At 75.1% G+C, this 25,907-nt stretch carries 16 protein-coding genes and 1 pseudogene; 6 read left to right on the top strand and 11 right to left on the bottom strand.

What is annotated here, in order from left to right; translation table 11 throughout:
• Positions 1-18 precede the first annotated feature (18 nt).
• Both RM446_RS05940 and RM446_RS05935 read right to left on the bottom strand, forming a co-directional pair.
• Positions 19-996 (bottom strand): decaprenyl-phosphate phosphoribosyltransferase, encoded by a 978-nt coding sequence (locus RM446_RS05940; protein ID WP_311544095.1) that lies wholly within the window; start codon positions 994-996, stop codon positions 19-21.
• Positions 997-1,008: 12 nt separating this feature from the next.
• The gene (locus RM446_RS05935) at positions 1,009-1,932 is read right to left on the bottom strand and encodes a DUF3068 domain-containing protein (RefSeq protein WP_311544094.1); all 924 of its coding nucleotides are present in this window, start codon (positions 1,930-1,932) and stop codon (positions 1,009-1,011) included.
• 268 nt (positions 1,933-2,200) lie between these two features.
• Here RM446_RS05935 and RM446_RS05930 point away from each other — a divergent pair, with 268 nt between their 5' ends.
• On the top strand, positions 2,201-3,553 hold the full coding sequence (locus tag RM446_RS05930) for an acyltransferase family protein (protein ID WP_311544093.1): 1,353 nt from the start codon (positions 2,201-2,203) through the stop codon (positions 3,551-3,553).
• A 21-nt stretch (positions 3,554-3,574) separates the two neighbouring features.
• Here RM446_RS05930 and RM446_RS05925 read toward each other — a convergent pair whose 3' ends face one another.
• A complete protein-coding gene (locus RM446_RS05925) occupies positions 3,575-5,659 on the bottom strand; it encodes a hypothetical protein (protein ID WP_311544092.1) in 2,085 nt (694 codons plus the stop codon).
• A 175-nt stretch (positions 5,660-5,834) separates the two neighbouring features.
• On the opposite strand from RM446_RS05925, the gene RM446_RS05920 reads away from it, so the two are divergent.
• Both RM446_RS05920 and RM446_RS05915 read left to right on the top strand, forming a co-directional pair.
• Positions 5,835-6,581, top strand: coding sequence for a methyltransferase domain-containing protein (locus RM446_RS05920; protein WP_311544091.1), 747 nt, complete (start codon positions 5,835-5,837; stop codon positions 6,579-6,581).
• A 95-nt stretch (positions 6,582-6,676) separates the two neighbouring features.
• Positions 6,677-7,390 carry a class I SAM-dependent methyltransferase gene (locus RM446_RS05915; protein WP_311544235.1) on the top strand — a complete coding sequence of 238 codons (714 nt, stop codon included), beginning with the start codon at positions 6,677-6,679 and terminating at the stop codon, positions 7,388-7,390.
• A 187-nt stretch (positions 7,391-7,577) separates the two neighbouring features.
• On the opposite strand, the pseudogene RM446_RS24835 reads toward RM446_RS05915, so the two are convergent.
• The 7 genes and pseudogenes from RM446_RS24835 to RM446_RS05885 all read right to left on the bottom strand — a co-directional run.
• Positions 7,578-7,871 (bottom strand): annotated as a pseudogene (locus RM446_RS24835) (pyridoxamine 5'-phosphate oxidase family protein); the annotation flags it as partial.
• Between the two features lie 71 nt (positions 7,872-7,942).
• Positions 7,943-9,022 carry a DUF3068 domain-containing protein gene (locus RM446_RS05910; RefSeq protein ID WP_311544090.1) on the bottom strand — a complete coding sequence of 360 codons (1,080 nt, stop codon included), beginning with the start codon at positions 9,020-9,022 and terminating at the stop codon, positions 7,943-7,945.
• Positions 9,019-13,782: an alpha-(1->3)-arabinofuranosyltransferase gene (locus RM446_RS05905; protein ID WP_398694546.1), complete on the bottom strand. Its 4,764-nt coding sequence runs from the start codon at positions 13,780-13,782 to the stop codon at positions 9,019-9,021. The genes RM446_RS05910 and RM446_RS05905 overlap by 4 nt, the downstream gene beginning before the upstream one ends.
• Positions 13,779-15,239, bottom strand: coding sequence for a glycosyltransferase family 4 protein (locus RM446_RS05900; protein WP_311544089.1), 1,461 nt, complete (start codon positions 15,237-15,239; stop codon positions 13,779-13,781). The genes RM446_RS05905 and RM446_RS05900 overlap by 4 nt, the downstream gene beginning before the upstream one ends.
• Positions 15,240-15,487: 248 nt before the next feature.
• Positions 15,488-15,628, bottom strand: a complete 141-nt coding sequence (locus tag RM446_RS05895; protein ID WP_311544088.1) for a hypothetical protein — start codon at positions 15,626-15,628, stop codon at positions 15,488-15,490.
• Entirely contained in the window at positions 15,625-17,667 is a 2,043-nt protein-coding gene (locus RM446_RS05890) for a hypothetical protein (RefSeq protein ID WP_398694545.1), read from the bottom strand. Before RM446_RS05890 ends, RM446_RS05895 begins: the two co-directional genes overlap by 4 nt.
• Before the next feature lie 58 nt (positions 17,668-17,725).
• Positions 17,726-19,531 (bottom strand): GDSL-type esterase/lipase family protein, encoded by a 1,806-nt coding sequence (locus RM446_RS05885; RefSeq protein ID WP_311544087.1) that lies wholly within the window; start codon positions 19,529-19,531, stop codon positions 17,726-17,728.
• Between the two features lie 704 nt (positions 19,532-20,235).
• Between RM446_RS05885 and RM446_RS05880 the strand changes: the two genes are divergently transcribed.
• The gene (locus RM446_RS05880) at positions 20,236-21,168 is read left to right on the top strand and encodes a hypothetical protein (RefSeq protein ID WP_311544086.1); all 933 of its coding nucleotides are present in this window, start codon (positions 20,236-20,238) and stop codon (positions 21,166-21,168) included.
• Between the two features lie 25 nt (positions 21,169-21,193).
• Here the strand turns inward: RM446_RS05880 and RM446_RS05875 are convergent, their stop codons facing one another.
• Entirely contained in the window at positions 21,194-21,727 is a 534-nt protein-coding gene (locus RM446_RS05875; RefSeq protein ID WP_311544085.1) for an NADPH-dependent FMN reductase, read from the bottom strand.
• Between the two features lie 531 nt (positions 21,728-22,258).
• Here RM446_RS05875 and nagA point away from each other — a divergent pair.
• Entirely contained in the window at positions 22,259-23,413 is a 1,155-nt protein-coding gene (nagA, locus tag RM446_RS05870) for an N-acetylglucosamine-6-phosphate deacetylase (protein ID WP_311544084.1), read from the top strand.
• A 195-nt stretch (positions 23,414-23,608) separates the two neighbouring features.
• Positions 23,609-25,768, top strand: a complete 2,160-nt coding sequence (locus RM446_RS05865; RefSeq protein ID WP_311544083.1) for a glycosyltransferase family 2 protein — start codon at positions 23,609-23,611, stop codon at positions 25,766-25,768.
• The last annotated feature ends 139 nt before the right edge of the window (positions 25,769-25,907 follow it).

Raw genomic sequence — 25,907 nt, 5'->3', positions numbered from 1 at the left:
CACTCCGCGGGTGCGCCGCTATACCAGGTAGACGCCGAAGCCCACCAGTGCCAGCAGCGCGGCGCCGCACAGCTGGAGCGGCCGGTCGCCCAGCGCGATCTCCTCAGGCTCCTCGCCCACGCCCCTGTCGACCAGCAGGTGGTAGCGCAGCACGACGACGATGAACGGCACGATGCTGGCTCCGTGGACCACCGACGCCGGTGTGGTCGCCGGGTCCTCCAGCGCCCATAGGCAGTAGGTGACGATCATCGCCGCCGACGCCATGGTGCGCACCTGCGTGAGGTAGCTCAGACTGTAGCGGCCCAGCGCGTCGCGGGCGCGGGCGGCGCCGGGCGTGCGCAGCTCGGCCTCGCGCTTGCCGGTGACCACCAGCAGCGCGCCCAGGCAGACGACGATCAGGAACCAGCGGGTCAGCGGGACGCCGATGGCGGCACCGCCGGCGACGGCGCGCAGCACGTGGCAGCCGGCCACCGCGACCAGGTCCAGCACCGCGACGTGCTTGAGCACGAGCGTGTAGGCGGTGGTCAGCACCAGGTAGCCGGCGAGGACGGCCAGCAGCGGCCAGTTGCCCGTCGGTGCGACGGCAGCCGGGGCGGCCAGCAGCAGCACGGCTCCCGCGCCCGCCGCGACGGAGGGGCGGAGCTCTCCGGCGGCCACCGGGCGGGTGCGCTTGCGCTCGTGCAGCCGGTCGCGGGCGGCGTCGCGGACGTCGTTGAGCAGGTAGGTGCCGCTGGAGGCGGCGCAGAACAGGACGAAGGCGGCGGCGCTCCACGCGAGGACTGCGGGGTCGCCGAGCAGGCCGGCGGTCCCGGGCGCGGCGAAGACCAGCAGGTTCTTCAGCCACTGCTTGGGGCGTCCCGCGCGCAGCAGCGCCCCGGCCGCGGTGCGGCCGCCGCGTGTGCGCGGCGGCGCGCCGACCGGGTGGGGCCCGGTCGGCGCGCCGTCCGGGGAGGCGGCCGCATCGCCGCGCGGGGCGGCGGAGCTCGCGTCGCTCATCCGGCGGGCAGGTCAGTGCCCGTTGCCGCGGATTCCGGTGCCGATCAGCAGCCCGCCGCCGACGGCGGCCAGCACCAGACCGGCGGCCAGGCAGACGATCGGGATGACCGTGCGCACGAGCGGCAGCACGAACATGCCCTGCTCTGCGCTCTCGATCTGGCCGTCGATGGTCTCGTCGTCCCAGACCATGGTTCCGTCGAAGAGCACCAGGCGCTCCTCGCCGTCGACGGAGACCCCGCGGTGCTGGTCCTCGCTGAGGCCGATGGGCACACCGGTGGTCGGCTCGATCCAGTAGGTGCGGGTGATGCTGTACATCTCGTCGCCGGTGACGTCGCCCTCGTCGTCCATGCCCAGCAGGCTCGCGGGCAGGGTGCGTTCGTCGATCTTCACCGAGTCGATGACCTGCTCGTAGCGGTAGACGTCGACACCGTGGTACTCCTCCTCGCCCTCGAAGGTGATCGGGCGGGTGGTCCGGCTGGTGGTGTCGAAGAAGTCGTAGTCGCGCTTCTCGGTCAGGAACGGGAACTTGAAGACCTGGCCGTTCTGCTCGACCTCCTCGTCGTTGACCGAGGAGTCGCAGCAGTCCACACCCATGCCGGTGAAGCGGTCGTGGCCGGCGCGGCGGTAGGTCGAGGAGATCGCGAAGTCGCGCTCGATGTCCTTGACCCAGGTGAACTGGTCCCAGACGGCGGTCTGCTCGTCGCTCGCGGCGACGTCGCCGCGCACGGTGGTGTAGGCCTCCACCGTCGCGCCTTCGATGAGCTCCATCTCCTCGGCGCTGAAGTAGGTGACGTCCTCACCCCGGTTGGTGGCCTTGTTGTAGTAGTCCAGGGGGGCCTTCATCAAGCTGTCGGCCGTCCAGAACCGCAGCATGGGGGCCAGAGCCAGCAGGCAGACTCCCAACGCGATGCAGACGACCGCGACAGTGCGACGCATTAGCCCTCCTGGGCGAAACGGGGCGGGGCGGATACCGGGGGCGGGGAAGGCAAAGCTGGAACTCGCTTCATTTTCGGGTAGAGTACTGCCCCACAGCAGACAACGTCACCACGGCGTGGCTGAATATTTATAACCGGTTCTAGTGTGGTGGCAAGGGGATGAGGCGCCCAACAGCATCCCGTTCTCCCGAGACGCGCGGCGGCGCGCGCCGCCCCCGGCGTCCCGCCGGCCGCCTACCGCGACGCACACGACACGGGAGGGTCGGCCTGTGAGCGGTCCCCGAGAGGACCCGTCGGCGCCAGCCGCGGCCCCGGACTCCCCCCGGCCCGCCGCCCGCCCGCCCGAGCAGTCCGCCGCGGCGGCGGGACTGCCCCAGGTGCGCGGGCACAATGAGGCGCTCGACGGCGTGCGGGCGATCGCCGCGCTGATGGTGCTCGTCTTCCACGTGGCCGTGGAGAGCGGCGCCGCGCTGGCGCCCGGCGTCGTCGGCGCCCTGCTGGCCACCGGCGAGATGGGCGTCCCGCTCTTCTTCGCGCTGTCGGGCCTGCTGCTGTACCGCCCCTGGGTGCGCGCCGCGCTCGACCAGACGGCGCTCCCGCCGGTCGGCCCGTACCTGTGGCGGCGGGCGCTGCGGATCATGCCCCCCTACTGGATCGTGGCCTTGGCCGCACTCCTGCTGTGGTCGCGCGACGACCTCGACTCCGTCTGGGCGTGGGTCGGGGTGATGACGCTGACCTTCGTGTTCGACACCGACCCGTGGTGGCTGGGCACCGGCCCCTACGGCCTCGGGCAGATGTGGAGCCTATCGGTCGAGGCGTGCTTCTACGCGCTGCTGCCGGTGATCGGGCTGCTGGCCGCCCGCGCCGCCGGCCGCGCGGGCGCCGACCCCGACGCCCGCGCGCGGCGGCTGATGGTGTGCCTGGTCGGGATGACCGCGGTGGCGGTGCTGGCGCTGGTGCCGCAGTACTATCCCGAGCCCCGTCCCTACATGTACTCCTGGCTGCCCCGCTGCCTGAGCATGTTCGCGGTGGGCATGGCGCTCGCCGTGCTCGGCGAGTGGGCCTGGCGCGAAAGCGGCCGCGACGGGCCGGTGCGGCGGCTGTGCCGGACGCTGCCGCGCAACGCGGCGCTGTGCTGGGTGCTGGCGGGGATCTGCTACCTGGTCGCCGCCACCCCGGCGGCCGGCCCCAGGTTCGTCGGCTCCACCGGCTTGTGGATCTCGCTGGTGAGCATGGCCGTGGCGATGGGGTTCGCGTTCTTCGCCGTCGCGCCGGTGGCGCTGCGCCCCGAGCGCCCCGGCGGCCCGCCACCGTTCCGCGCGGGCCGCGGCGCCTGGCTTGAGGCGTTCCTGGCCCACCGGGTGATGCGCTACCTGGGCCGCGTCTCCTACGGGATCTTCCTGTGGCAGTTCGTCGTGCTGTACCTGTGGCGCGAGTTCACCGGCGAGGACATCTTCACCGGGTCGTTCTGGATGGACCTCGTCCCGGTGGCCGCGGGCACGGTACTGATGGCCGACCTCACCCACCGCTTCGTCGAGCGGCCCGTCCGCCGCTGGTACGGCTCCGTCGGCTCCCGGCGGCTGTCGCGCCCGACGGCGCGCCGGCGCACCCCGGTCAACTAGCGGCCGCGGCGCGGACCGCCGTCAGTCGCCGCCCCCGCCGCCGGATCCGTCCTCGCCCTGGGTGCCGCCGTCGCCGCCGCCCTCGGCCTTCCCGCCGTCTTCGCCATCCGGGTCTTCCTCCTGCTGCCCGCCGCCGTCCTGCGACCAGGGGTCCCCTTCGGTGACGGGTTCCAGCTCGCCGAAGGTCACCCACTCCATGCACAGCTCGTCGGCGTTGGTGTGCAGGGTCAGCTCGGTGCCGGCGCCGTCCACCGGGAGGTACCAGACGCCGCCCTTCGGCGCGGCCGGCAGCCGGGTCGTCACCCAGGCCTCGCCCAGCACGGCGCCCATCTCGGTCGGCTTCTCTGCGGTGTAGGCGAGGGCCAGCACCATCCGGGGACCCCCCAGCGACTCCACCGGCCAGCGCACCTGGCCGCCGAACGTGGCCACGCACTCCTCGTCCTCCGGCGGACCGAAGAACGCGCTGCCCTCCGCCGGCTCCGCAGGGACCAGGAAGCCGGCGTCGTTGAACACCAGTGCGGAGTTGGCCGGCTCCGGATCGCGGATGCGCTCGGCCACCCCCGGATCGGCCAGGGGGCTGAGCACGTGCGAGGTCAGCCGCCGGGGGCCGTTCCACGGCAGCACGATGTCCTCGGGGACCGGCCGCGGGTAGATCCCCGCTTCAGCGGGGACCTCGCGCACCGACTGCCGGACGGTGTCGAGATACCACCGCACCCGGTCGCCGCTGAGGGTGTCGGTGAAGGCGTAGGTGGAGTAGGCCCCGGCAGCGGTCATCACGGCGGTGGCCGCGGCCGCCGCCGCCCGCGCCGCCCGCTTCGGAGGGCGCAGCCGCCCGGTCCGCAGCGCATCGTCCTCGTTGCGCACCGGCAGGTAGGCCAGCGCCAGGCAGAGGACGAAGACCAGCGCGGCGTCGGCCACGTAGCGGGGGTCGTAGCCCACCATGGACTCGTAGCGCCCGCGGGCGACGACGGTGGGCACCGCGTCGACGACGACCAGGTAGCCGGCCAGCAGCGCCCACGCCCGCCAGGCCCGGCGGCGGACCAGCAGGCTCCCCACGACGACCAGCGCCAGCCCCGACCAGGCCGCGGCGACCGCCGCGGCCGACGGCTCCAGCAGCCCGCCGCTGGGGGTGACCGGCCCCCATGCGCCGGGGCCGCCCATCGCGCCCACCGGGAACGTCTCGCCCAGCATGCGCCGCACCATGTCCCATGCGACGCCGGGGTCGGGGATCCCGGCGCCCTCGCCCTCGGCCGTGTCCTGCCGGGACAGGTACAGCAGGCCGTAGGCGGCCGACATCAGCGCCGCACCCGCCCAGAACGGCAGGTCGCGGTCCGCAGTGCGCCAGAGCACCCGCGGCAGGGGGCCGGGCACCAGGAACAGCGCCGCCACGGCGAACAGCAGCACGGGCAGGAACACCGCCTTGACGGAGAAGGCCATGCCCAGCAGCACCGCGCCGGCAGTCAGCCACCCGTAGCGGCCCTCGCCGGTACGCAGGTAGCGCACCGCCCACAGCAGCGCCAGGGCCGTCGCCAGCTGGAAGGGCACCGCGTTGAGGGCGGCCGACCACCAGGCCAGCACCGGGACCGTCAGCGGGGCGGCGAGGTACACGGCCAGCGGCCCCACGACGGCCCACCGGCGCCCGAAGACCTCCCAGAGCAGGGCGAACACCGCGACGGAGGCCGCCGCCTGGAACGCCAGCATGGCGCCCGCGGCCGCCGCCCAGCTGTAGGGCGCGATGCCCGCCTGGACGTAGGCCAGCAGCAGGGCGCCCGGCATCATGTGGCCCTTGTGCAGGTCGGTCAGGTAGTCGAGAGTGAGGTCGGTGGCGGCCGCGTCGCCGATGAACAGGAAGTCGTCCTCGACGAAGTAGGCCGCCTGGAGCACATGGATCTTCAGCGCGAGCGAGGCGAGGATCAGCGCTGCGCCGACCAGCACGATGGGGTCGCGCAGCGCCCGGTTCACCAGTGCGGCCGCGCGGGCGCCGCGCCGCGCGGCCGACTCGGCGCGGTCGGGGGCCCGGCTGTCCTGGTACTCCTGCGCCCGGGGCGGATGCCCGCTCCCGGCCGTCGCCCCGGATGCGGGTGCGGGGGCATCGGCGTCGTTCATGCCGCTCCAAAACTCCAGGCGTGTCCGGTCCGGTTGACGCCCCCCGCTGCGGGGGTGCCAGAATACAACACGTTCCAGCTTGATCGGCGATCGTCGCATGTTGGCCGTTAGAGCAGCGATAACGAAACGAGAACCTGGTTCACTCCGGTTCTCCGGCAGTGCCGAGGAGTGGCCCGTGGGACTCGACGAGGTACGCGCGGACTGGACCCGCCTGGGGTCCGCCGAGCCGTTGTGGGCGGTGTGCGTCGACCCGGCCAAACGCGGCGGCGCGTGGGACGACGACGAGTTCCTGGCCTCGGGGAGCGCGGAGATCGACGCGGCGCTGGAGCACCTGGAGGAGCTGGGACTGCGGCCCGGCCGCGAGCGCGCACTGGACTTCGGGTGCGGCGCCGGCCGGCTCTCCAACGCGCTGGCCGCCCGCTTCGAGCAGGTCGTGGGCGTGGACATCGCCGAGCCGATGCTGGCCGAGGCGCGCCGCCTCGACCGCAGCGGCGGGCGCATCGACTTCCGGCTGAACGACCGTCCCGACCTGGCCGCGTTCGGCGAGGGCTCCTTCGACCTGGTCTACACCGACCTGGTGCTCCAGCACCTGCCGCCGGAGCTTGCCGAAGGCTACCTGCGCGAGTTCGCGCGGGTGCTGCGGCCCGGCGGGTCGATGGTCGTCGGGGTGCCCGACCGGGAGCGGCCCACGTTCAAAGGGCTGGTCTTCCGGTTCGCGCCCTGGCCGCTGATCCGGATCGCCCAGCGGCGCCTGCTGGGCTACCCGGCGCCGATGCGCATGCACCCGCTCCCGCGCGCCCGGCTCGCGGCGGTGCTGGCGGAGAGCGGCGCGCGCGTCGCCGACTCGGTGGAGTACTGGGGCGGCGACCACTGGCTCCATCTGCGCCACTACGTGCGGATGCCCCGCGGGGAGGACGCGTGACCGGCGAACACGACGGAGACGCGCGGTCCGGCGCGGGCGGGGAAGCGGGCCTTCCGGCGGGCCGGGGTGCCGCGGCCGCGCCTTTCCGGGCGACGCTGGCGCGGTCCGCGGCGCTGTTCGCGGCCTTCCGCAAGGAGCAGACCGACCCCGACCGCTTCTACGGCACGCTGGCGCGCGACACGGTCGCCCAGCTGCGGTCCTACACCCGTCTGGACGGCGCGGTGGTGGTCGACGTCGGCGGCGGGCCAGGATACTTCGCCGACGCGCTGCGCGCGGCCGGAGCCCGCAGCGTGTGCGTGGACGCCGACCCCGCCGAGCTGCGGCTGCGCGACGGGCTGCTGCCCCAGTCCGCCGTCATGGGCAGCGCGCTGCGGCTGCCGGTCCGCACCGGATCGGCAGACGTGTGCTTCTCCTCCAACGTGCTGGAGCACGTGCCCGACCCGCCCGGCATGGCCGCGGAGATGGTGCGCGCCACCCGCCCGGGCGGACTGGTCTACCTCTCCTACACCCTGTGGCTGTCGCCGTGGGGCGGCCACGAGACCTCGCCCTGGCACTATCTGGGCGGCCGCTACGCCGCGGAGCGGTTCGCCCGGCGCACCGGGCGCCGCCCCAAGAACGACTTCGGCCGCACCATGTTCGCGGTCTCGGCGGCGGAGATGATCCGCTGGGTGCGGACCCGCCCCGACGCCGAGGTCGTCGACGTGCTCCCGCGCTACCTGCCCCGCTGGGCCAAGCCCGTGGTGCGCGTTCCGCTGGTACGCGAGGTGGCCACCTGGAACCTGCTGCTCGTGCTGCGGAAGCGCACCTAGCCTCGAACCCCCGTTGATCTTGTAGCTGTCGTGAAGGAAAACGGTTTCCGTTTGCGATGGCTACAAGATCGGCGGTGCTGTGCCGCTGCGCCCGTGCAGTTCGGGGGTCTCGGGGTTCATGTGCCAGCTGATGATGCGGCGCGTCGCGGCTGAACGCGCCGGGGGCGATGGGCGGGTCGGTGTCGGTGAGCAGTTCGGCACTGCCGCGGATCTCCACTCCCCTGCCCCACCCGGGTGCGATCGCGCCGGGCCCTTCGGGCTCCAGATCGTCGACGAGGAAGGAGACCTCGGCGCCGGGGCGTTCCTCGATGTTGCGGTACTTGCGGGTGGTCGACAGCGCGATCCCGCCGATGTCGACCGTGCCGTCGTCGTTGAGCACGAATCCCACGGGCCGGGTGTGCGGACCGCGCGGGCCGGCGGTCGACAGCCGACCGATGTGCTGGGAGTCCAGGTAGGCGCGCTCGTGTTCGGTGAATGGCATGGCGCCGCGTCTCCTCACGCTCGGCGGGGTGTCCCGGCAATGCGGGACCGGTCTACCGCGAACGTAGAATCTCAATCAAGCTTGAGGTCAACCTCTCCGCCGCCCTCCGCGGTCGGCGCGGCGCGGCGGGCGCGCAGCTCGCGGACGGCGGCCGCCAGGCACAGCAGGCCGCCCGCCGCGCCGAGTCCGGTCGGCAGCCAGGTGCGAACCGCCTCCAGCAGCGTGCGCAGCTCCTCGACCTCGCGGACCCGGGCCTGGACCAGTTCGCCGGCCATCCGCAGGTCGGCGTCGAGGAGGACCCTGCTTCCGCCGCCGTTCTCCGGCCGCAGCGTCTCGCGGCGTACCTCGCGGGCGTCGACCACGCGGCCGGTGACCGGCTCGACCCAGTAGGTCCGCTCCAGCTCCAGCCAGCGGTTGGCCTGGACCGTGCCGGGCTCCTCCAGGCCCAGCGCCCGCGCGGGCACGGGGCGGGAGGAGTCGGGGAGCTGCGTGGCGTCGAAGCGCTGGACGTAGCGGCGCACGGCCAGCCCGCCGACCCGGTCGCGGTCGTCGAGGACCATGGGGGGCGCCGCGCGGATGTCGGCGTCGTAGAAGGGGTACTCCCGCCAGCCGCCGCCCGCCGGCCACAGCAGCACCAAGCCGGCCTGGCGGACGGCCCGGTCGCCGTCGACGTGCTCGCCGCAGCAGTTGACCGCCGTTCCCGTGTCGCGGTCCACGACGACCCGGCGGTGGCTGTGGGACAGCGTCGTGCCGCGGGCGGCCGTCGACGTCGACACGCCCCAGGTGGTCCAGTCGGGGTTGCCGGGCGCGAAGCCGCCCTCCACGCGGGTGGTGCGCTCCACTTCGGTGTCGCGCACCGTCTCCCAGGTGCCGGTGTCGAGGTAGGCGGCGGAGTCGTCGGACAGCCGCATGGTCAGGTCGATCCGGGCGGGAATGCGCTCCAGTTCCCCGGCGACGTAGAAGCGCAGCATCGGCGCGGCGGTGAGCAGGAACGCCGCCGCGGCCACGGCGATCAGCCGCCCGTTGCGCGCGAGTGCCGCCGATGCGCGGCGGCCCCTGCCGCGGCCGCCCGGGCCCCGCCCGGCGGCGGCCCCCGCGGGCCCCGGGCCGGGTGACGCGGCTACGGCAGCCCCGGCCGCGGACCCGCTCATGTGCGCACCTCCTCGGCGGCCGCCTGCTGCTCGCCGGCCGGCTCCGGCGCATCGCGGTGGCCGCCGTCGGACGCGCCCGCATCGGCGGGGCCGCCCGCGGCCGCGCCCCCTGCGGGCGGGGCCTCCCGTGCCGTCTCGCGGGCCGGTCCGAGCAGCTCGCCCACGGCGACCACCAGCCGCGCCAGCGCGGGCAGGCACAGCGCCTGGGGCACCCATTCACGCAGCGGTTCACTCAGCAGGTCGCTGAGGTCGTGGAAGGGCATCTGGTGCGCCAGGTAGGTGCCCGCGCCCAGGCACACGCCGGCGCCGGCGATGCACACCACCACGGTCCAGGGGCCCGCCAGCACCTGCAGCAGCCGACCGCCCAGCGCCGGGCGCTCGGGCCTGGCGTGGCGCAGGGACCGCGACGGGGTGCGGCCCAGCCACCACACCAGCAGCAGCGCGCCGCCCACGGCACCGGCGCCGGCGGCGCCGCCCACCCACAGTCCGTAGACCACCCCGAGGGGCACCAGTGCGGGGCGCGGGAGGCGCCCGGGGACCGCGGTCGGCAGCGCGGCCGCGCGGCCCAGGACCGGCCGGACCTCGGGCGCGGGCTCGCCCGCGGCCGTGCGGCGCGCGCGCCGCCGGGCGCGGGCGGCGTTCCGCTCGCCGACGGGGCGACGGAGCGCGAGTACCGCCACCACCAGGGCGAACGCGGCGCCGAGCGCCAAGGCGGCGTGGTAGGCCGCGTCCGGCGTATAGCTGAGGGTCACCTGGCCGGAGGTGCCCGCGGGCAGCCGCCACGCCTGCTTCCAGCCGTCCAGGCGCACCGGCTCCAGTGGGGCCTCGCGCCCGTCGACCGTCGCCCGCCAGCCCTCGTTGAAGTTCTCGTTGACGACGAGGAACCTGTCCCCGCCGGCGTCGACGGTGACGCGGCGCTCACTGCTGCCCCAGCCCGAAACCGCCGCGACGCCGGCCGTCTCCACCTCGGCGGAGCCGGATCCGCCCTCACCGGATCCGCCGTCGGCGGCACCGGAGTCCTCCGCGCCCTGCGAACCCTGCGGTTTCACTGCGGGCAGGGCGGAGTCGGCCCCGCTCAGCACCGCCGAGCGCACCCGGTACTGGTCGCCGGGTTCGACCACGAGGCGGTTCCCGCCCTCGCGCACCGGCACGTCCGAGCAGCTCTCGTAGGGCAGCGGGCGGCCGGCGGCCCGGTCCTCCAGCGTGCCCGACACGATGCGGGTCTCCACCCGCTCGCCGTTGACCCGCAGCACCGGGCCCAGGCCGCAGGGGGTGGCGGCCTCGCCGCCCTCGACAGGCGGCAGCGCCTCCACGTCCGGCAGCGCGACGCGCCCGACCTCCAGCGGCTGCCCCGCAGGCGGGTCGAAGGAGATGCGCAGGCGGTCGGCGGTCACCGGGTCGAAGCCCAGCCACCCGCTGCCGTCCAGCCATCCGCTGCGGACGGTGCCTCCGGCCTCGACGGTGACCTCGACCGGCGCGGCGGCGCCGCCGGGGAAGTCCACCCGCAGCCCACCGATCTCGGTGCGCTCCTTCAGCTCCGCGTCGAGCCAGGGCTCGTCCTCGTCGGGGCTCGGGTACCACACGGTGGCTTCGTCGTCGTCGAAGGCGTTGCGCCCCATCGCGGCGGGGTGGTCCACGGAGGTGGAGGAGGAGGTCACCTTGGGGTAGCCGCCGGAGCGGTTGGCGGCGTTCTCCACGTCGTGGGGGTCGGTGGCCACGGCGTGCCCGTTGACGGTGTGCTCGCCGTTCGCGGCCCGGCCGGTCATCGCGAAGCTCCGGTCGAAGGTGTAGGCGCCCTCGCCCTGGACCGCCAGGTCGGGGTTGCACACCCACACCCGCGAGCCCTCCATGCAGCCGGGCACGGTCCCGGTGGAGCCGGTGAAGAGGAACGTCCCGGCGCCCGGGACCCCGGGCACGCTCAGCGTGCGCTCGGCCTCCAGGCCGGGCACCGTCACGCTGGTGATGCCGACCCGGGTGCCGAACCGGTACTCCGGCTCCCAGGCGAGCTCGTCGACGCGGATGCGCAGCGTGGAGGTCTCGCCGGCGGGTGCGGCGAACTCCTGCGGGTCCTCGGTCGGTGCGACGGGTGCGCTGGTGCGGTCGTCGTCGGTGATCAGGCTGATGCGGGCCGGTGGCGGTTCGCCGGACATCTGCTCGAAGGCGATGGACAGCCGGCCGACCTCGCGCGGCTCCTCGAACTCGATCTCCAGCCACTCGCCCACGGCCCCGGCGAACGCGCTGGAGCGCCACGAGGTGTCCAGGGCGTCGTCCAGCGCGGCGAAGGGCATCCGGCCGGGGTCGCGGGCGGAGGGCAGTGCGCCGGAGCCGGCCTCGGAGGAGGAGGCGGAGACGTCGGAGACACCTTCGTAGCGGGCGACCGTGGTGTAGCCGTTCCAGGCGGGGTCGGCGATGTCGGGCGCCGGGGCCTCGCGCCGGTCCTCCTCGGCGGTCAGGGTGTTGCCGGCGTTGCGCCGGACGTCGGAGTAGACGACCTCCCGGCGGCGGGCGGTGTCGGTGACCACCGTGTCCTCGGCGGCGATGTCCTCGGCTCCGGGGTCGTCGCCGACGATCACCGGGCGGTCGCCGGGGAGCATGCCCTGCTCGGCGAGGTCGAGCAGCGCCTCAGGGCCGCCGGCGACCCGCACCGCCTCGTCGGCGGGGACCGTCCCCACCCGGGGTGCCGCGCCGTCGACGGTGTAGACGTCCAGCGACCGGTAGGGCTGGTCGTACCAGAGCGAGGCCTGCCCGCTGTCGGCGGATCCGACCTCGGGGCCGAACGAGGCCGCGCGCGTGATGCCCGGCGAGTCGGCCAGCGCCTGGTGCACGCGGGCGGGCCAGCCGCCGTTGAGGCTCTCGCGCTCCAGGTCGTTGCGCACCAGCAGGTGGGTGACGCCCATGCGGGCCAGGGTGGCGGTGAGCCCCGCCGAACCGCGGCCGGAGGAGATGCGCTGGTCGATCTCATGGTTGAGCCGGGAGACGCCGGCCGACCCCCACGGGATGATCTGGTGGTTGGCCCAGGCCGTCTCCATCAGGGGCTGCATCGGCTCGTCCATCGGGCGGCCCCACGTGTACTCGCCGCGGGCGGAGCCGGGGACCGCCATGGTCGTGCCGGAGCGGTTGTGGGAGTCCAGCCAGCGCGCGGCCTCGTACCAGTAGCCGGGGATCCGCTCGAACCCGCCGGGGGTGGCGACGCCGACCGTGGCCACGGGGGTCAGCGTCGCGGCCAGTGCCAGCGCGCACACGGCGGCCGAGGCGCGGTAGACGGTGCCGGGCGGGGGCACGGTGGCGGACCCTCCGCCTTCGTGCCCGGCGCCGCGGGCGCCCGCCAGAAGGCGCGCCGCCAGGCCCCCGCGCATCGGGGCGGGTTCTGCGCGAGGGCTCCGGGCCCGGCGGTCGGCGGTGTCGCGGGCGAGGACGACGGGCAGATGGGCCAGGCCGAGCACGACGGGAAGCCGGATGAGCGCGTCGAACTTGTGGATGTTGCGGAACGGGCTCAGCGCGCCGTTCAGCAGGTCGCGCATCGTCTCGGCGAAGGGTCCGGTCAACGTGCCCGTATAGCCGGCGACGACGATCGCCGTACCGGTGAGCAGCGTGGTGATCAGGAAGAGCCGCTCGGGCGTGCCCCGGTTGACCAGCCCGGCCAGGCCGAGGCCGGCGACCAAGGCGGTGGCCGCGGCCATCCACGGGTCGGTGGACAGCTCGGCGCCGGCGGGCAGCGCGGGCTGGCCGGGCACGGGCACGTAGCCCATCCAGTTGTCGGCGCCGCGCAGCGCGTTGGTCAGCGTCGTTACGCCGGTGGTGGTGGCCGCGTCCTCGGTGTAGGGCATGAACGAGAACACGTAGCGGCCCATGATCAGCAGGGGGACCATCCACCAGAACGACGCCAGGAACAGCGCCGCCAGCCACCAGGCCAGCAGCCGCCGCTTGCGCGGCCCGCGGGCGCGGGTGAGCAGGTAGACCAAGGGCACCACGAGCACGGCCAGCTCGGAGGCGGCGTTGGTGCCGCCGCAGAACAGGAACGCCAGGGCCGACAGCATCGCCATGCGCATCGGCGGGCGGCCGTGCCGTGTGCCGTACACCAGGGGGAGCACGATCCACGGCAGCAGCATCATCGGCTGCAGCTCGGCGGAGTTGTAGGAAAGCAGGGTCAGCACACGCGGGGCGAGGGCGTAGGCGGCACCCGCCAGGATGCGGGTGTGCAGGGAGCCGATGCCCAGCGCCTCGGCGAGCTTGACGACACCCAGGAACGCCGCACACAGCAGCACCGACATCCACACGCGCTGGACCAGCCACTCGGGCATGTCCAGGGCGATCAGCAGCGCGTGGAAGGGGCCGTTGGGAAAGAAGTAGCCGTAGGCCTGGTTCTGCAGCTGGCCGAAGTAGGAGGGGTCCCACAGGTGGAGGGCGCGCTGCAGGAAGCCGAAGGGGTTGACCGTCAGGTCGATCTTGGTGTCGCCGACGATCTTCGCGGGGTCGAGACTCAGCGCGATCCCGCACAGCAGCAGGCTCGCGCCGAGCAGCTTGAGGCGGCGCAGCAGCGCGGTGTCGTCGGCGGTGTCCTCGGCGGGCGTCTCGGGCTCGTCGCGGGCGGTGCCGGGTGTGTCGAAGCGGGCGCCTACGGCGGGACCGCCGTCGGGTTCGGGCTCGGCGCTGTCGTCGGCGTCGGAGCCTGCTGATCCGTTCGCGCCGACGCGGTCCGGCGCCCGTTCCGCGTCAGGCTCGTCGTCGTGGCGCCGCGCCCCGGGTCGGGCGTCGGTCACCGAACGGCCTTCGCGGAACGTGTCGGGGGGCCCGTACCGGGGCGGGAGGCCGCGGTGTCCGCGCGCAGCCGGTTGCGGCGGGCGGGGGCGGCGGCAGCGGGGGGCGGGGGGCGGAGCCCGTCCCGGCCGGTGGCGGGAGTGCCATCGGGCTCGCCGGTGATGAGACGGGCCATGGCCGCGCCGCTGCCCTCCCACGTGAAGCGGGCGGCCCATTCGCGGCAGGCGCGGCGGATGCGGGCGGCGCGCACGGGGTCGCTCAGCTCCCGCAGCGCCGCGGCGACGACGTCGCTCAGTTCCTCCCCCTCACGTACCAGCCAGCCGGTCTCGCCATGGCGCACCGAGTCGCGGAGGCCGTCGACATCGTAGGCGACCGTGGGCACGCCCAGTCCGGCCGCCTCGATCACGGTCAGCCCCCAGCCCTCGAACTCCGAGGCCGTGACGTGCAGCAGTGATCCGGCCAGGACGGCGTTCTTCTGCTCTTCGGGCAGGTAGCCGTGCAGCCGGACGTGGTCGTAGAGCCCGTCGCGCTCGACCTGCTCCGCCAGCGTCGCGCTTTCGGGCCCGCGGCCGACCACGTGCACACGGAGCTGCGGATAGGAGCCGCGCAGGTCGCGTGCGATGTCCACGATGCGCGAGACCCGTTTCTGCACCACGAGCCGGCCCAGGCTGACGATGGCGGGCGAACCGGTCTCGGCCTCGCTGAGAAAGCGGTCGGGGGCCACCGGCTGGCGCGGCGGGCTGCCGTTGTGCACGACCGTGATGGGCGCGCGCCACCGCAGCTTCTCCCGCATCGCGCGGCGGGAGGAGTCCGAGACCGTCACGGTGGGGCAGTTGCGGTAGACGCGGCCGGCGACGGCGCTCTCGACGAACCTGCCGAACCAGGCCAGCGGGCGGCTGAAGTAGGCGTCGAACTGGAGGTCGTGGACATGGTGCACGACGCTGATCACCCGGGTGCGGCGCGGCAGGACCAGGCGGGAGAAGAAGGGGATGCCGTTCATGCAGTCGAGGGCGGCGTGGAACTCGCGGCGCCACAGCAGCAGCCAGAGCATCACCAGCGGGTAGACGGTGAACTTCCCGCCCATGCGGCGGATGACGATGCCCTCGCGGGTCTCGACGCGGGCCTGGCCGGGCTCACGGCTGGTGAGGAAGGCGACCACGGCGCCACGGGCGGCGAGGTGGCGGCTGATCCGCCAGGCGTACTCCTCGGCGCCGCCGGCCGCGGCCTGCCAGGGGTCGCGCCAGTTGATCATGACTGCGCGCAGGCCGTCCAGCCGCGGCCCCGCCGCCTCCCGCGCGTTCCCGGAGGAGGTTTCGGCCCCTCCGGCGTCCCGGGCCGGTGGGGCGACGTCCGCGTCCTCGGCGAAGCCCGCCTCGGCTGCAGCGGGCGGGGACGCCCGGTGCTGCCCGGGGCCGAACCCGGGGTACTCCGGGAAGAGGGGGATCTGCTGGAACGCCACATGCTCTCCTGTTCCGCCCGTTGCACCCGGTCATCCGGCGAGCGGGCGGCCACCGGGTGCGGCGCCCGGACGACGGGGCAATAGGCGGCGCACGGCCGGGGCGGGGTCGGTGGGGACCGCGCAGGGGGATGCGGGCGACTTTCGGCGCGGCGGACGCGCCCGCCGCCCCGGGGCCGGGGCCGCCGGGGGCGGGCGGTCCGGTCGATCGGCCCGGGCGGGGGCTCGGCCGGGGGTTGAGGCGCGCCGCGTCAGCGGTCGCCGTAGTTGTACAGCGACTGGTTCACCGGCTCCGCCGACGACGAGGTCTCGGTGGCGACTGTGGTGCCGATGAAGGCCAGTCCACCGGCCAGGGCCGCGCCGATGACACAGGCGGCGACGATTTTGATCACGTGGGGTTCTCCTTCCGCGATACCGCGCCTTCGAGCGGTTCGGTACGCCTGGAAACGAGACTAGAACCTGATACACCTAAGGACCAGACAAGTGCCCCAACTGTAACGAACCATGTCGAGGCTTCCAAGCCTGTTAGCGCGTCGTCTGCCGGATCCACATGCCTATCCGGCACTTCGAGCAGCAGCAGTCCGCCACCGCTGTGCACGGCGACCGGCCCACCGGGGCCGGGTGAGAACCTGTTATCGCCCCCGAGAGGGCCGAGGCCTGGGGCCGCGGCTGCTCCGTCGAGCCGCCGCGCAGCGGGCAGCTCGACGAGGATGTAGCGGATGCCGAGCTCACCGAGGGACTCGGTGTAAGCGCGGGTTCCCGGACGCGCGTCGTGCAGCCGGGCGACCCGCCGGGCGAGGGGGTCCTCCCCCTCGGCGAGGCGGACTCCGCCGGCGCCGCCGACCCGCAGGTCGTCGTTCCAGACGGTGCGGCGGTCGAACAGCTTGGTCGCGGGGTCGAGTACGACGACACTACGTCCGTCGCCGCGCCAGTCAAGGCCGCGGTAGGCGCTCCAGGGCAGCACCAGCACCCGGCCGGGGCGCGGGTCGCCGTCGACCAGCCGCTGCACGCGGTGCCATTCCCGAGGGTAGTCGACCGGTTCGAGCCGCCCTGCCGCGCCCCACAGCAGGCCGGGCAGCAGCGCGACCGGGGCCAGCGCCAGCACGGCTCCCAGCAGCGCGCCGGCGCGCTCCCGCCCGGGCGGACCGGCCGACGCGCGGCAGGCCCACAGCACCGCTCCGCCGACACCCGCCGCCTGGAGCAGCGCGAGCGGGGCCACGTACAACTGGCCGTCGCGCAGCGGGCCGAACCCCGCCCACTGGCCGATCAGCCACGCCAGGGCGTCGCGGCCGGGGGCGGTCGTGCCCGCCAGCGCGAGGGCCAGCCCGGCCGCGGCGGCCGCCGACAGGCCCGCGCCGAAGCCCGGCGCGCCGCCGCGGAGGACCAGCCACACCCAGCCCGCGACGGCGGCGAGCGACAGCGTCAGCCGGCACGCGGCCGGCCACGGCGCACCGAACCACTCCGGCACCGCGTGGGCGTTCCAGACCCCGCCGAGCGACAGCAGCGAGCCGGCTGCGCCGAACGGGGTGTCGGCGCGTGCGGCGAACAGCGCGACCGCTCCGGGGTCCGTCCGCGCGCCGCTGCCCAGCGCCGGCACGAGCCACGGCAGCGACAGCAGCACGATCGCCGCGGCCACGGCGCCGCCTGCCCGCAGCGCACGGCCGACGCCACTCCCGCGGCCTCGGCCGTGTCCGGTGGGTCCGCCGTGTCCGGTGGGTCCGGTCGATCCTGCGGGTCCGGTGGGTCCTGCGGGGGCCGCCGCAGCGGACGGCGGGCACCCGGTCGGCGCTTGCGCGCGAGCGGCCCGGGCGCCGTTCCCGGCGAAGCCGCCGAGCACCGCCGCGGGAAGTCCGACCAGCGCCGACAGCACCATCGCGGAGAACCCGCCTACCGCCGCCGGCAGCAGCGCCGGCACCAGCCGCGCGACGTCGCCCGGCCCGGCGGGGCGCGCCGCTCCCGCCAGGCGTCCTGCGGCGGCCGCCACCCACGGCAGGCCCGCATAGCCCAGCAGCATCGCCCACTGCCCCAGTAGCAGGCGCTCGGCCACGAAGGGGTTCCACACGTAGAAGACCGCCGCCGCGACACGCGCCGCGGCCTCGCCGCCCTGCCCCGCCCATCCGGCGGGGACGAGCCGTCCCGCTCCGGCCCCGGCGACCGTGAACACGGCCATCAGCAGCAGCGCCTGGACGGCGTCGCCCGGAAGCAGCAGAGCCAGCGCCCCGGACACGGCGTCGCTGGGTACCGCGCGCGGGAAGCCGCCACCGCCGCCCAGGGTCACCGCCGACAGGGGCGGGTCGGGAACGGCCACCATGTCGTAGCTCAGCACGAAGCCGGGCCCCAGCGCGGGTCCCAGCGCCAGCACGCCCGCGCCCGCACCCGCCGCCCAGGGCAGCAGGCGGCCGAGCCGGGCCGCGCTCAGCCGCGCGGCCACGGTGCCCGTCTCCGCGCCCGTGCGCGCAGCGGCCGGCGGAAGCCGGCGTTGGGCCCGCTCACCCCGAACCTCCGCTCACGGTCCCGGAGTAGCCGCCGCGCACGAAGTCGCGGTGCGCGCGCACGGCGAACTCCCAGCCGGCGGCGCCGCCGTCGATCTGCCACCGGGTCCCCTCGTCGACCACCGCGGCGCTCGACCAGCCCTCGCCGTCCTCCGGCCCCTTGCCGTCCCGCGGTTCGCACTCGGCGGAGTCCTCGCCGCCGGGCTCCTGCGCCGGAGCGGACGGTGAGGGCGTCCCCTGCCCGGAGCCCGCGGAGGGCGACTCCGACGGCGGCTCGGGCAGCGCGCACCTCAGCGGCCGCCGCCACACCTCGTAGTGGGTCGCCGAGGAGACCCCGTCCCAGGTGAGCCTGCTTCCGTCGGACCGGATGCGGACCCGGTCGGGCGCGGGCGGCGGATCGTCGGCGTGGCTGACCCGCACCGGATCGGAGCGGGCACCGCCGTCGTCGCCCTTGAACGGACGGACGACGAACTCGTAGGTGGCTCCGGCCAGCAGCCGGTCGACCGCGACCGCCGCCCGCCCCTCCCCCGGCGCCGACACCTCCACGGGCAGTGCCACCTGCTCATCGCGCTCGGGGCGCAGGCGCTGCTGCAGGACCTGGTAGCGGGTGGCGCCCGGGACCGGGTCCCAGGCGAGCCGCACGCCGTCGTCGGTGTCCTCGGCCTCGACCTCGGGCGCCCGGCGCGGGCCGGTCCGCACGTCGGGCAGCGGGCGCGGGTAGGGCCGGCCCAGGCCGAGGTCCTCGGCGAGCGCGTCGGCGAACGCCGCCGCGATCTTCAGCTCGCCGCGCGCGTCGGGGTGGGTTCCGTCCCAGGTGTCCTGTGCGGGCGCAAAGTCCGCCGCGGTCCGGGCGACGACCACCGGCGAGCGGTCGCCGCTGATGTCGCGGGCGAGGCTGGGAAGCGACGCGTTGAACTCGGCGATCCGGTTGTTCATCGACTCGTCGGAGCCGCTGCCCCAGACCGGGGTGACCTCGCCCAGCACCACCCGGACCCCGCCCTTGGCGACCCGGGCGGCGGTGACGGCGTCGCGAACGGCCCCCAGCGCGTCCTCGGCCGAGCCCCCGTGCACGAAGTCGTTGACGCCGGCCATGAACAGCAGGTAATGGGGGTCGTACTCGGCCACCTGCTCGCCGACGTCGCGGGCGAGGCCGGCCGCCGTGGCGCCCCACCGGCCCGCGTGGTCGGTGTCGAACCCGGGTTCGGCGTAGCTGTCCGCGCCCCCGGTGCCTGTGGCGAGGTCGAGCATGGAGGTCTCGGGCCCGACGAAGTCGACGTCGAGGTCGGACCGGTGGCTGAGGTGCCGCCAGAGGCGGTACCTCCACGTGTAGTCGCCGCTGCTGCCCTGGACGATCGAGTCGCCGACGACCAGGATCCGGGCCGTGCCGGAGGGGGGCGGCGCGGCGGTCGCCTGGGCACCCCCGGATCCGTCTGCGCCGTCGGCGTCGTCGGTGCGGAAGGTGCCCATGAGGCTCTGGATCAGCAGCAGGGTGACGAACATGGCGGCGACGGTGATGCCGAACAGCCCCAGCGGGGTCGGGCGCAGGCGCGGCCGCGAGTCCTCGGAGCCCTTGCGCAGCACCTGCACCAGTCGCCTGCTCCGGCCGGTGAGAGCCTCGCCGGCGCGGTCGTCGCCGCGTGCGCCGGTGTCGCCGCCCCCGTCGCCGGGTACGTGCCGGCCCGGCACGCCGCTGTGCTCGCCGCCCTGCCGGGCGGCGCCGCCGGGGCGAAGGCGGCGGATGAAGGGGATGAGGCGGTCCAGCGCCCTGCGGACGCGGGCGGGGGGATCGTGCTCGCTGGCCACGCTCGGGTCACCTCCGCGCGTCGCGGATCGGGGGGGTCGTCGCCCGTACCGGCCCGGACGGCCGCACGGTCGCGGTGTGGGGTGGCACTTGCGCGGTCCTCCGTGGCTGCTCGGCTGCGGTATTCGGCGACGGCGCCGCTGCCGGAAGCCGCCGGCAGGGCGGGGCCGCACGGTGCGCCCCCGCCGACGATTGAACTCCACCCGGCGCCCTGTCCGCACCCCGGGGCGCGGCCCTGTGGAAGAGCCGTCGGCGCGCCGGGCGGGCGAACGGGTACGCGACCGCACATTCCAGTAGAACACGTACCACTCGCAGAAACCGGCGCCGCCTGGTGCCGACCCCGGACCCGGGCACGGCGCTCCCACCCGCCTCGACCGCGGCTGCCTCGGTCGATGCGCGATTGCGGCACCGTGCGCCGTGCGTGCGCCGCCGGCCCGGCCACCCGCTGCCGCGCCGCCGACCACGACGACAGAACTTGTTATATATCCGCAGTCGACTAGGATCGGGCGGCACGTCCGCCCGGCCGCGGCCGACCGTCTGCAATCCGCGCGGCCCGTTCCCGGCCGGACCCGCCCGAGCCGGGCCGGAGTCCGGTACTGTCGCCCGAGCCCGAACGCGCTTCCTCCCTCCCGTCCGCCCCAGCCCCGCGCCGCGCACCGTCCCCTGTCCGGGCAGGCCGCGGCCACCGTCCGGAAAGGCGGCGCCCGTGACAGGTCTGATCGCCGCGCTGGTCTCCGCCGCGGTCTACTCTCTCGGCCTGACGGTCGAGCAGCGGGCCCTGCACCGCTCCCCCGGTATCAGCGTGCACCGGCCGCTGCACCTCGCACGCGTGCTGCTGGGCAACCCCCGCTGGGTGTCCGGCTGCGCGCTGGCGGCCGCGGGCAGCGTCGGCCTGATCGTCTCGCTCGGCCTGGCGCCGGTCTCGGTGGTGCAGCCCGCCTTCGCCGGCGGGATCTCCACCATGCTGCTGATCATGGCGCTCGTCCTGGGCGAGCCGATCACCCGCGGCGAGCGGCTGGCCTTGGCACTGATGCCGGTCGCGCTGCTGCTGCTCAGCCTTTCGCTGGCGCCGGGCGGGCGCACCGGTACCGTGCCGAACCTGCCGCTGCTCCTCGGCGTCAGCGCGGCGACGGTCCTGGGCTGCGTCCTGGCGATGGCCGCGGCCGGGCGCGCCGGACGCTACGTGTCGGCGGCGGCCATGGGCGCGGCCGCCGGTTTGGCTCAGGGCGCCGCCGGGCTGCAGGGCAAGGCGGTCGGCGGCCTGCTCGCCGACCACGGCCCGGCGGCGGCGGTGCCGGCCGTTCTCGCCTCCCCCTACCCCTACCTCTACGGCGTCGGGTGGGCCGTGGGCATCGTGCTGTTCCAGACCTCGATGCAGCGCTCCCGCGCCGCAGTCACCGCGCCGGTGGCCAACGTGACCGGCAACGTGTTCATGGTGGTCGCGGGCACCGCGGTCTTCGCCGAGGAACTTCCCGACGACCCGCTGCAGCTCGCGCTGCGCGTCGCGGGCTTCGCGCTGACCCTGGTCGTCGTAGTGCTGATCCGCGGCAACGTCGCCCGCGCCGAGGCCGACACCGCCCGCGTACGCGCCGCCCGCGAGGGCGCCCCGCAGCCCGGGCAGCCCGCTCCCGGACGCTGACCCGCCGCCCGCACCGGAGCGCGGCTCAGGCCCGCACCGACAGCGCGTCCGCGAGCGCCGGGGCCGCGACCTCGGCCCAGGCCCCCGCGACCTCCGTCGGCTCGGCGAGCTCGCGCCGGCTCATCAGCAGGCCCGGCTCAGCGACCCAGGCGCCCAGGTCGGCCAGAAGCACCCGCAGGTCATCCTCGATAGTGCGCCCGTTGCGCAGGTCCTCGACGACCGCCATCGGCGCGGCCACTCCGTGGCCCAGCCCCAGCTCCGGCAGACGGTCCAGGAAGACCTTGAGCAGGCCGGTGTAGCTGCCGTGCGCCTGTGGTGAGGCGACCAGCAGAACGTCGCTGCGGCGTACGGTCTCCACGGCCTCGACGATGTCGCGGCCTGGCCGGGCCGCCAGCAGGGCGGGGCCGAGTTGCGCCAGGTCGACGACGTCGGTGCGGTCCTCGCCGCCCGGTGCGAGCGGACCGACGGCGCGGGCCAGCGCCTGGGCGGCGTGCGCGGCGGCGGCCCGGATGGCCGAACGCGGCTCGGGGTCGGCGACGAGAACGGTGAATCGCGTCATGTTCGTAGCTCCTGGTGAGTGCGGCTGGTCTGGCCGTTCACTGGCGGCGGCGCCGAGGGGTGGCGGAGCCGGCGCTCTGGACGGCCGCGGCCGGAACGCGTCGAGGGGCGGGCGGGGCCGCGGGGGAAACGAATGCGACGGGGGGCACCGGGCTGTCAAAGCCGTGGCCTCGATGTCAGCGGTCCGAGCGCACTTGGGCGACGGTGCGGGCGGGGCCGCCGCGGGTGCCGGGCGGTCGGGGAGGCGCCGCTCCCCGATGGCGCTATCTGCGACAGAGTGCGCTGGCCTGCTGGCGCAGGTCGACGTGCAGGCGCTGGACGAGCAGCTCACCGGCGGACATGTTCCCCATGATGATCGGGGTCCCGGCTATCGTCAATGCGTGGGCGGGTGCGACCGCCCGCCCCTTCGCCGCGCCGGAAACGGCACGGCGCCCGCCCCTGCGCCCGTCATCCGCGGTGCCGGGACGCGCGCCCGGACCTCCGGCCGGCAGAGGATGATCCACGTGGTATCGGGCACAGGAGGATGCGGGACATGGGCCAAGGGCCGACCGGGACGACGCTGACGAACGCACGGCTGCTCACCCCGCACGGGGTCCGGGCGGGCTGGCTCCGGGCGGAGGAGCAGCGCATCACGGCTCTGGGCACGGGGGAGGCGCCGGAAGGCGGCACCGTGACCGTGGACGCGGGCGGCCGGTGGGTGCTGCCGGGCGCCGTCGACATCCACATCCACGGCGGGGCGGGCGCCGCGTTCACCGACGCCGACCCTGAACGGGCCATGCGCATTGCGGAGTTCAACCGCACCCAAGGCGTCACGACGATCGTCGGCGGCCTGGTGACCGCCGCGCCGGCCGACACCCTGGACCAGATCGCGGCGCTGGCCGAGGTGGCCGACAGCGGCGGCATCGCCGGCGTGTACCTGGAGGGCCCCTACATCGCGGCGAGCAAGTGCGGCGCGCACGACCCCGCCCTGCTGCGCGAACCCGACCTCGCCGAATTCGCCGCGATACTGAAGGCCGGGCGCGGCCACATGCGGATGATCACCGTGGCCCCCGAGCTTCCGGGCGCGCTCGAGCTGATCCGCGCCGCCGTCTCCGAGGGCGTGGTCGCGGCCGTGGGCCACACCGAGGCCACCTACGACGAGGCGCGCGCCGCGTTCGACGCCGGCGCGACCGTGGCCACGCACATCTACAACCAGATGCGCCCGCTGCACCACCGCGAGCCCGGCCCGATCGCCGCAGCGCTGAACGACGAGCGCATCACCGTGGAGTTGGTCAACGACGGCGTGCACGTGCACCCCGGCGCCGCGCGGCTGGTGTTCGACAACGCCGGCAGCGACCGGGTCGCGCTGGTCACCGACGCGATGGCGGCGGCAGGGCTGGGCGACGGCGAGTACAGCCTCGGCAACCTGCGGGTCCGCGTCGAGGACGGCCGAGCCCGCATCGCCGAGACCGGGCAGATCGCCAGCAGCACGATCGTGCTGCCCGACGCGGTCCGGCGGGCCGTGCACACCATGGACGTGCCGCTGGAGGCGGCCGCGCACGCGGCCTCGGCGGTTCCCGCACGGGCGCTGGGCCTGCCGGGCGTCGGGTCGCTGACGGCGGGCGGCAAGGCCGATCTGCAGCTTCTGGACGACGACCTGTCTGTGGCCGGGGTCATGCACAACGGCTCCTGGGTCCGCCGCCCCTGAGGCGGCCGGAGGCCGCCGCTGCCCTCTCCCCCGGCGCGGGGCCCTCCCCCGGCCCGCCGGAACCCGGCCACCAGGTCGCGGCGGATTCGGAGTGTCGGCCTGCGGCAACCGCTCGGCGGCGGTACGCATGTGGCGCGCGGCCGTCAGCCGGCTAGCCGGTGCGCCGAGGCCGCATACGTGCCCGGGGGGAGAACGATGGACATCGCCGTATCGGTGGTCGTGCCGACGCACAACGGATCGCGGGGGCTGCTGCGGGGGTTGGAGTCGCTGCGTCGGCAGTCGCTGCGCCGCGAGCGCTTCGAGGTGCTCTACGTCGACGACGGCTCGACCGACGGCACGGCGGAGCTGCTGGACGCCGAGACCGCCGGCGACCCCAATGTGGAGGTGGTGCGCATCGACGGCTCCGGCTGGCCGGGACGGCCGCGCAACGTCGGCGTCCGCAAGGCCCGGGGCCGCTACGTGCTCTTCATGGACGACGACGACCGGCTCGGCCCCGAGGCGCTCCAACGCCTGTACCGCAGGGCCGAACGGGACCGCGCCGACATCGTCGTCGGCCGCATGGCGGGCGTGGGCCGCAACGCACCGCGGGAGATCTTCCAGCGGCCCATGTCGGGCGGCTCGCTGCGCAGCCGGGCGCAGCTGCTGAGCACCCTGACCGTGCACAAGCTGTTCCGGCGCGAGTTCCTCCTCGACAACGGGCTCGCCTTCCCGGAAGGCAGGGTGCGCCTGGAGGACCACATGTTCATGCTGCGCGCCTACCTGGCGACCGAGCGGGTGTCGGTGCTGCACGACCACACCTGCTACTTCTGGGTCCGCGACGGCAAGTCCAACAACATCTCCTACGCCCGCAAGGAGCCGGGAGAGTTCCTGGGCAGCATCGAGCGGATCTTCGACATCATCGACGAGCAGGTCGAGCCCGGCCCGTTCCGCGACCGCCTCATCGCGCACTGGCTGCGCTCGAAGCTGCTGGGGCTGTTCCAGGGCCGCTCCTTCCTGCGCCAGGACGACGACCGCGTCGCCCTGATGCACCGGCTCGCGGGCGACCTCGTCCGCAGGCGCGTGACCGCGTCGGCCGCGGCCCGGTTGAACCCGTTCGCCCGACTGCGCCTGGCCGCGCTGACCGGCGGCGGCCCCGACGCGCTGCGCCGGGTCGCCGAGTTCGAGGAGGACGTGGCGCACCGCACCCGCATCACCGGCTTCCGCTGGCGCGGCTCCGAGCTCGCCGTGGACGTCGAGACGGGCCTGGAGCGGGTGTCGTCCGGCGCTCCGCTGGAGTTCGTGCGCGAAGGGGGCTCGGTCTACTGGGACCTGCCCGCCGATCTCGCGGCGGTGCCCGAGATCAAGCGGGCGGCTGAGATCGGCGACGCACCGCCGGCCGCGGCCTGGCGCGCCTACGCCTCGCGCCCCGACGACCCGGCCGTGGTCAGACTGCCGCTCGACTACAAGGTGTGCGAGGAGCCCGCCGAGGCCCCCGGCCGCTTCCGTCTGCGGCTGTCCGGCTCGCTGCGCATCGACGCCGAGACCGCCGACCACGGGCGCCCCCTGGCCGGCACCTGGAGGTTCGACACCCGCGTGGTCCTCGGCGGCGTCAGCAGCGGCCACACGCTCGGCCCGGAGCGCGCTTCCGGGGCCGAGCGCACCCGCGTGCCCGCGTTCGTGGGCCCCCGGGACCGCGCGCGCTTCGCCAACCCCTATTGGAACTCCGACGGGGTGCTCGTCTTCTCCACGACGGGAAGCCGGCGCCCGCTGCGGCGCGCACTGCGCACAGGCCGACCGGTCGGCGTCGCCCGCACCGCGGCGGGGCTGCGCCTGGACATTCCGCTGGCGGTGCAGGCCGCGATACCCGGAGAGCTGACCCTCACCCTCGCCCGCGAGGGCCGAGAGCCGATCAGCGCCCCGGCGCGGGTCACGGCGCAGCCGTGCCCGGCCGGGCACGGGTCGCTGCCGACAGCGATCCTCAGCGCAACGCTGCCGGTCCCCTCCGCGAGGGGTGCGCTGCACGTCGGCGTCGGCGAGGGCGACGAGTACACGGAGTTGGGGATCGACCTGTACTGGACACCGGCGGGGTGGCGGATCGGCCGACCTGCGGGCGGATTGGCCCGGCGGTGCGCCCGCGCGGGCACCCGGGGAGTGCGGCGCCTCGCCGGCAGGCTCTCGGAGCCCTTGCGCCGCGTCCCTGCGTTCGCCGGGCAGGAGCCGCCCTCGGAGCAGGGCTCGGAGCAGGGCTCGGAGGAGCCGACCGGCGACGGGGCGGCCGTCCCGCGGAGCGGCAGGGCGATCGCGCCGAGTGCGCTGCCGCGCCGGGGCGGCGCTCCGTCGGAGGAGGTCCCTGCCGGGCACGGCGCAAAGCGGTGAGGGACGGAGGCGCTGCGGCCTGCGGCGGCCCGGCAAAGAGCCCGGCCGCCGTCCGCCCGAGCCCGCCCGACGACCGCGGGGGCGGGTCCGGCGGGGTGGCGAACACGGCGTGTCGTCGGCAGGCTACACAGTTTCAGCT

The organism is Streptomonospora wellingtoniae (assembly GCF_031845375.1).
Lineage (GTDB): Bacteria > Actinomycetota > Actinomycetes > Streptosporangiales > Streptosporangiaceae > Streptomonospora > Streptomonospora wellingtoniae.
Note: the sequence above shows the minus strand (reverse complement) of the source record. Positions and strands in the feature narration are given on the sequence as shown.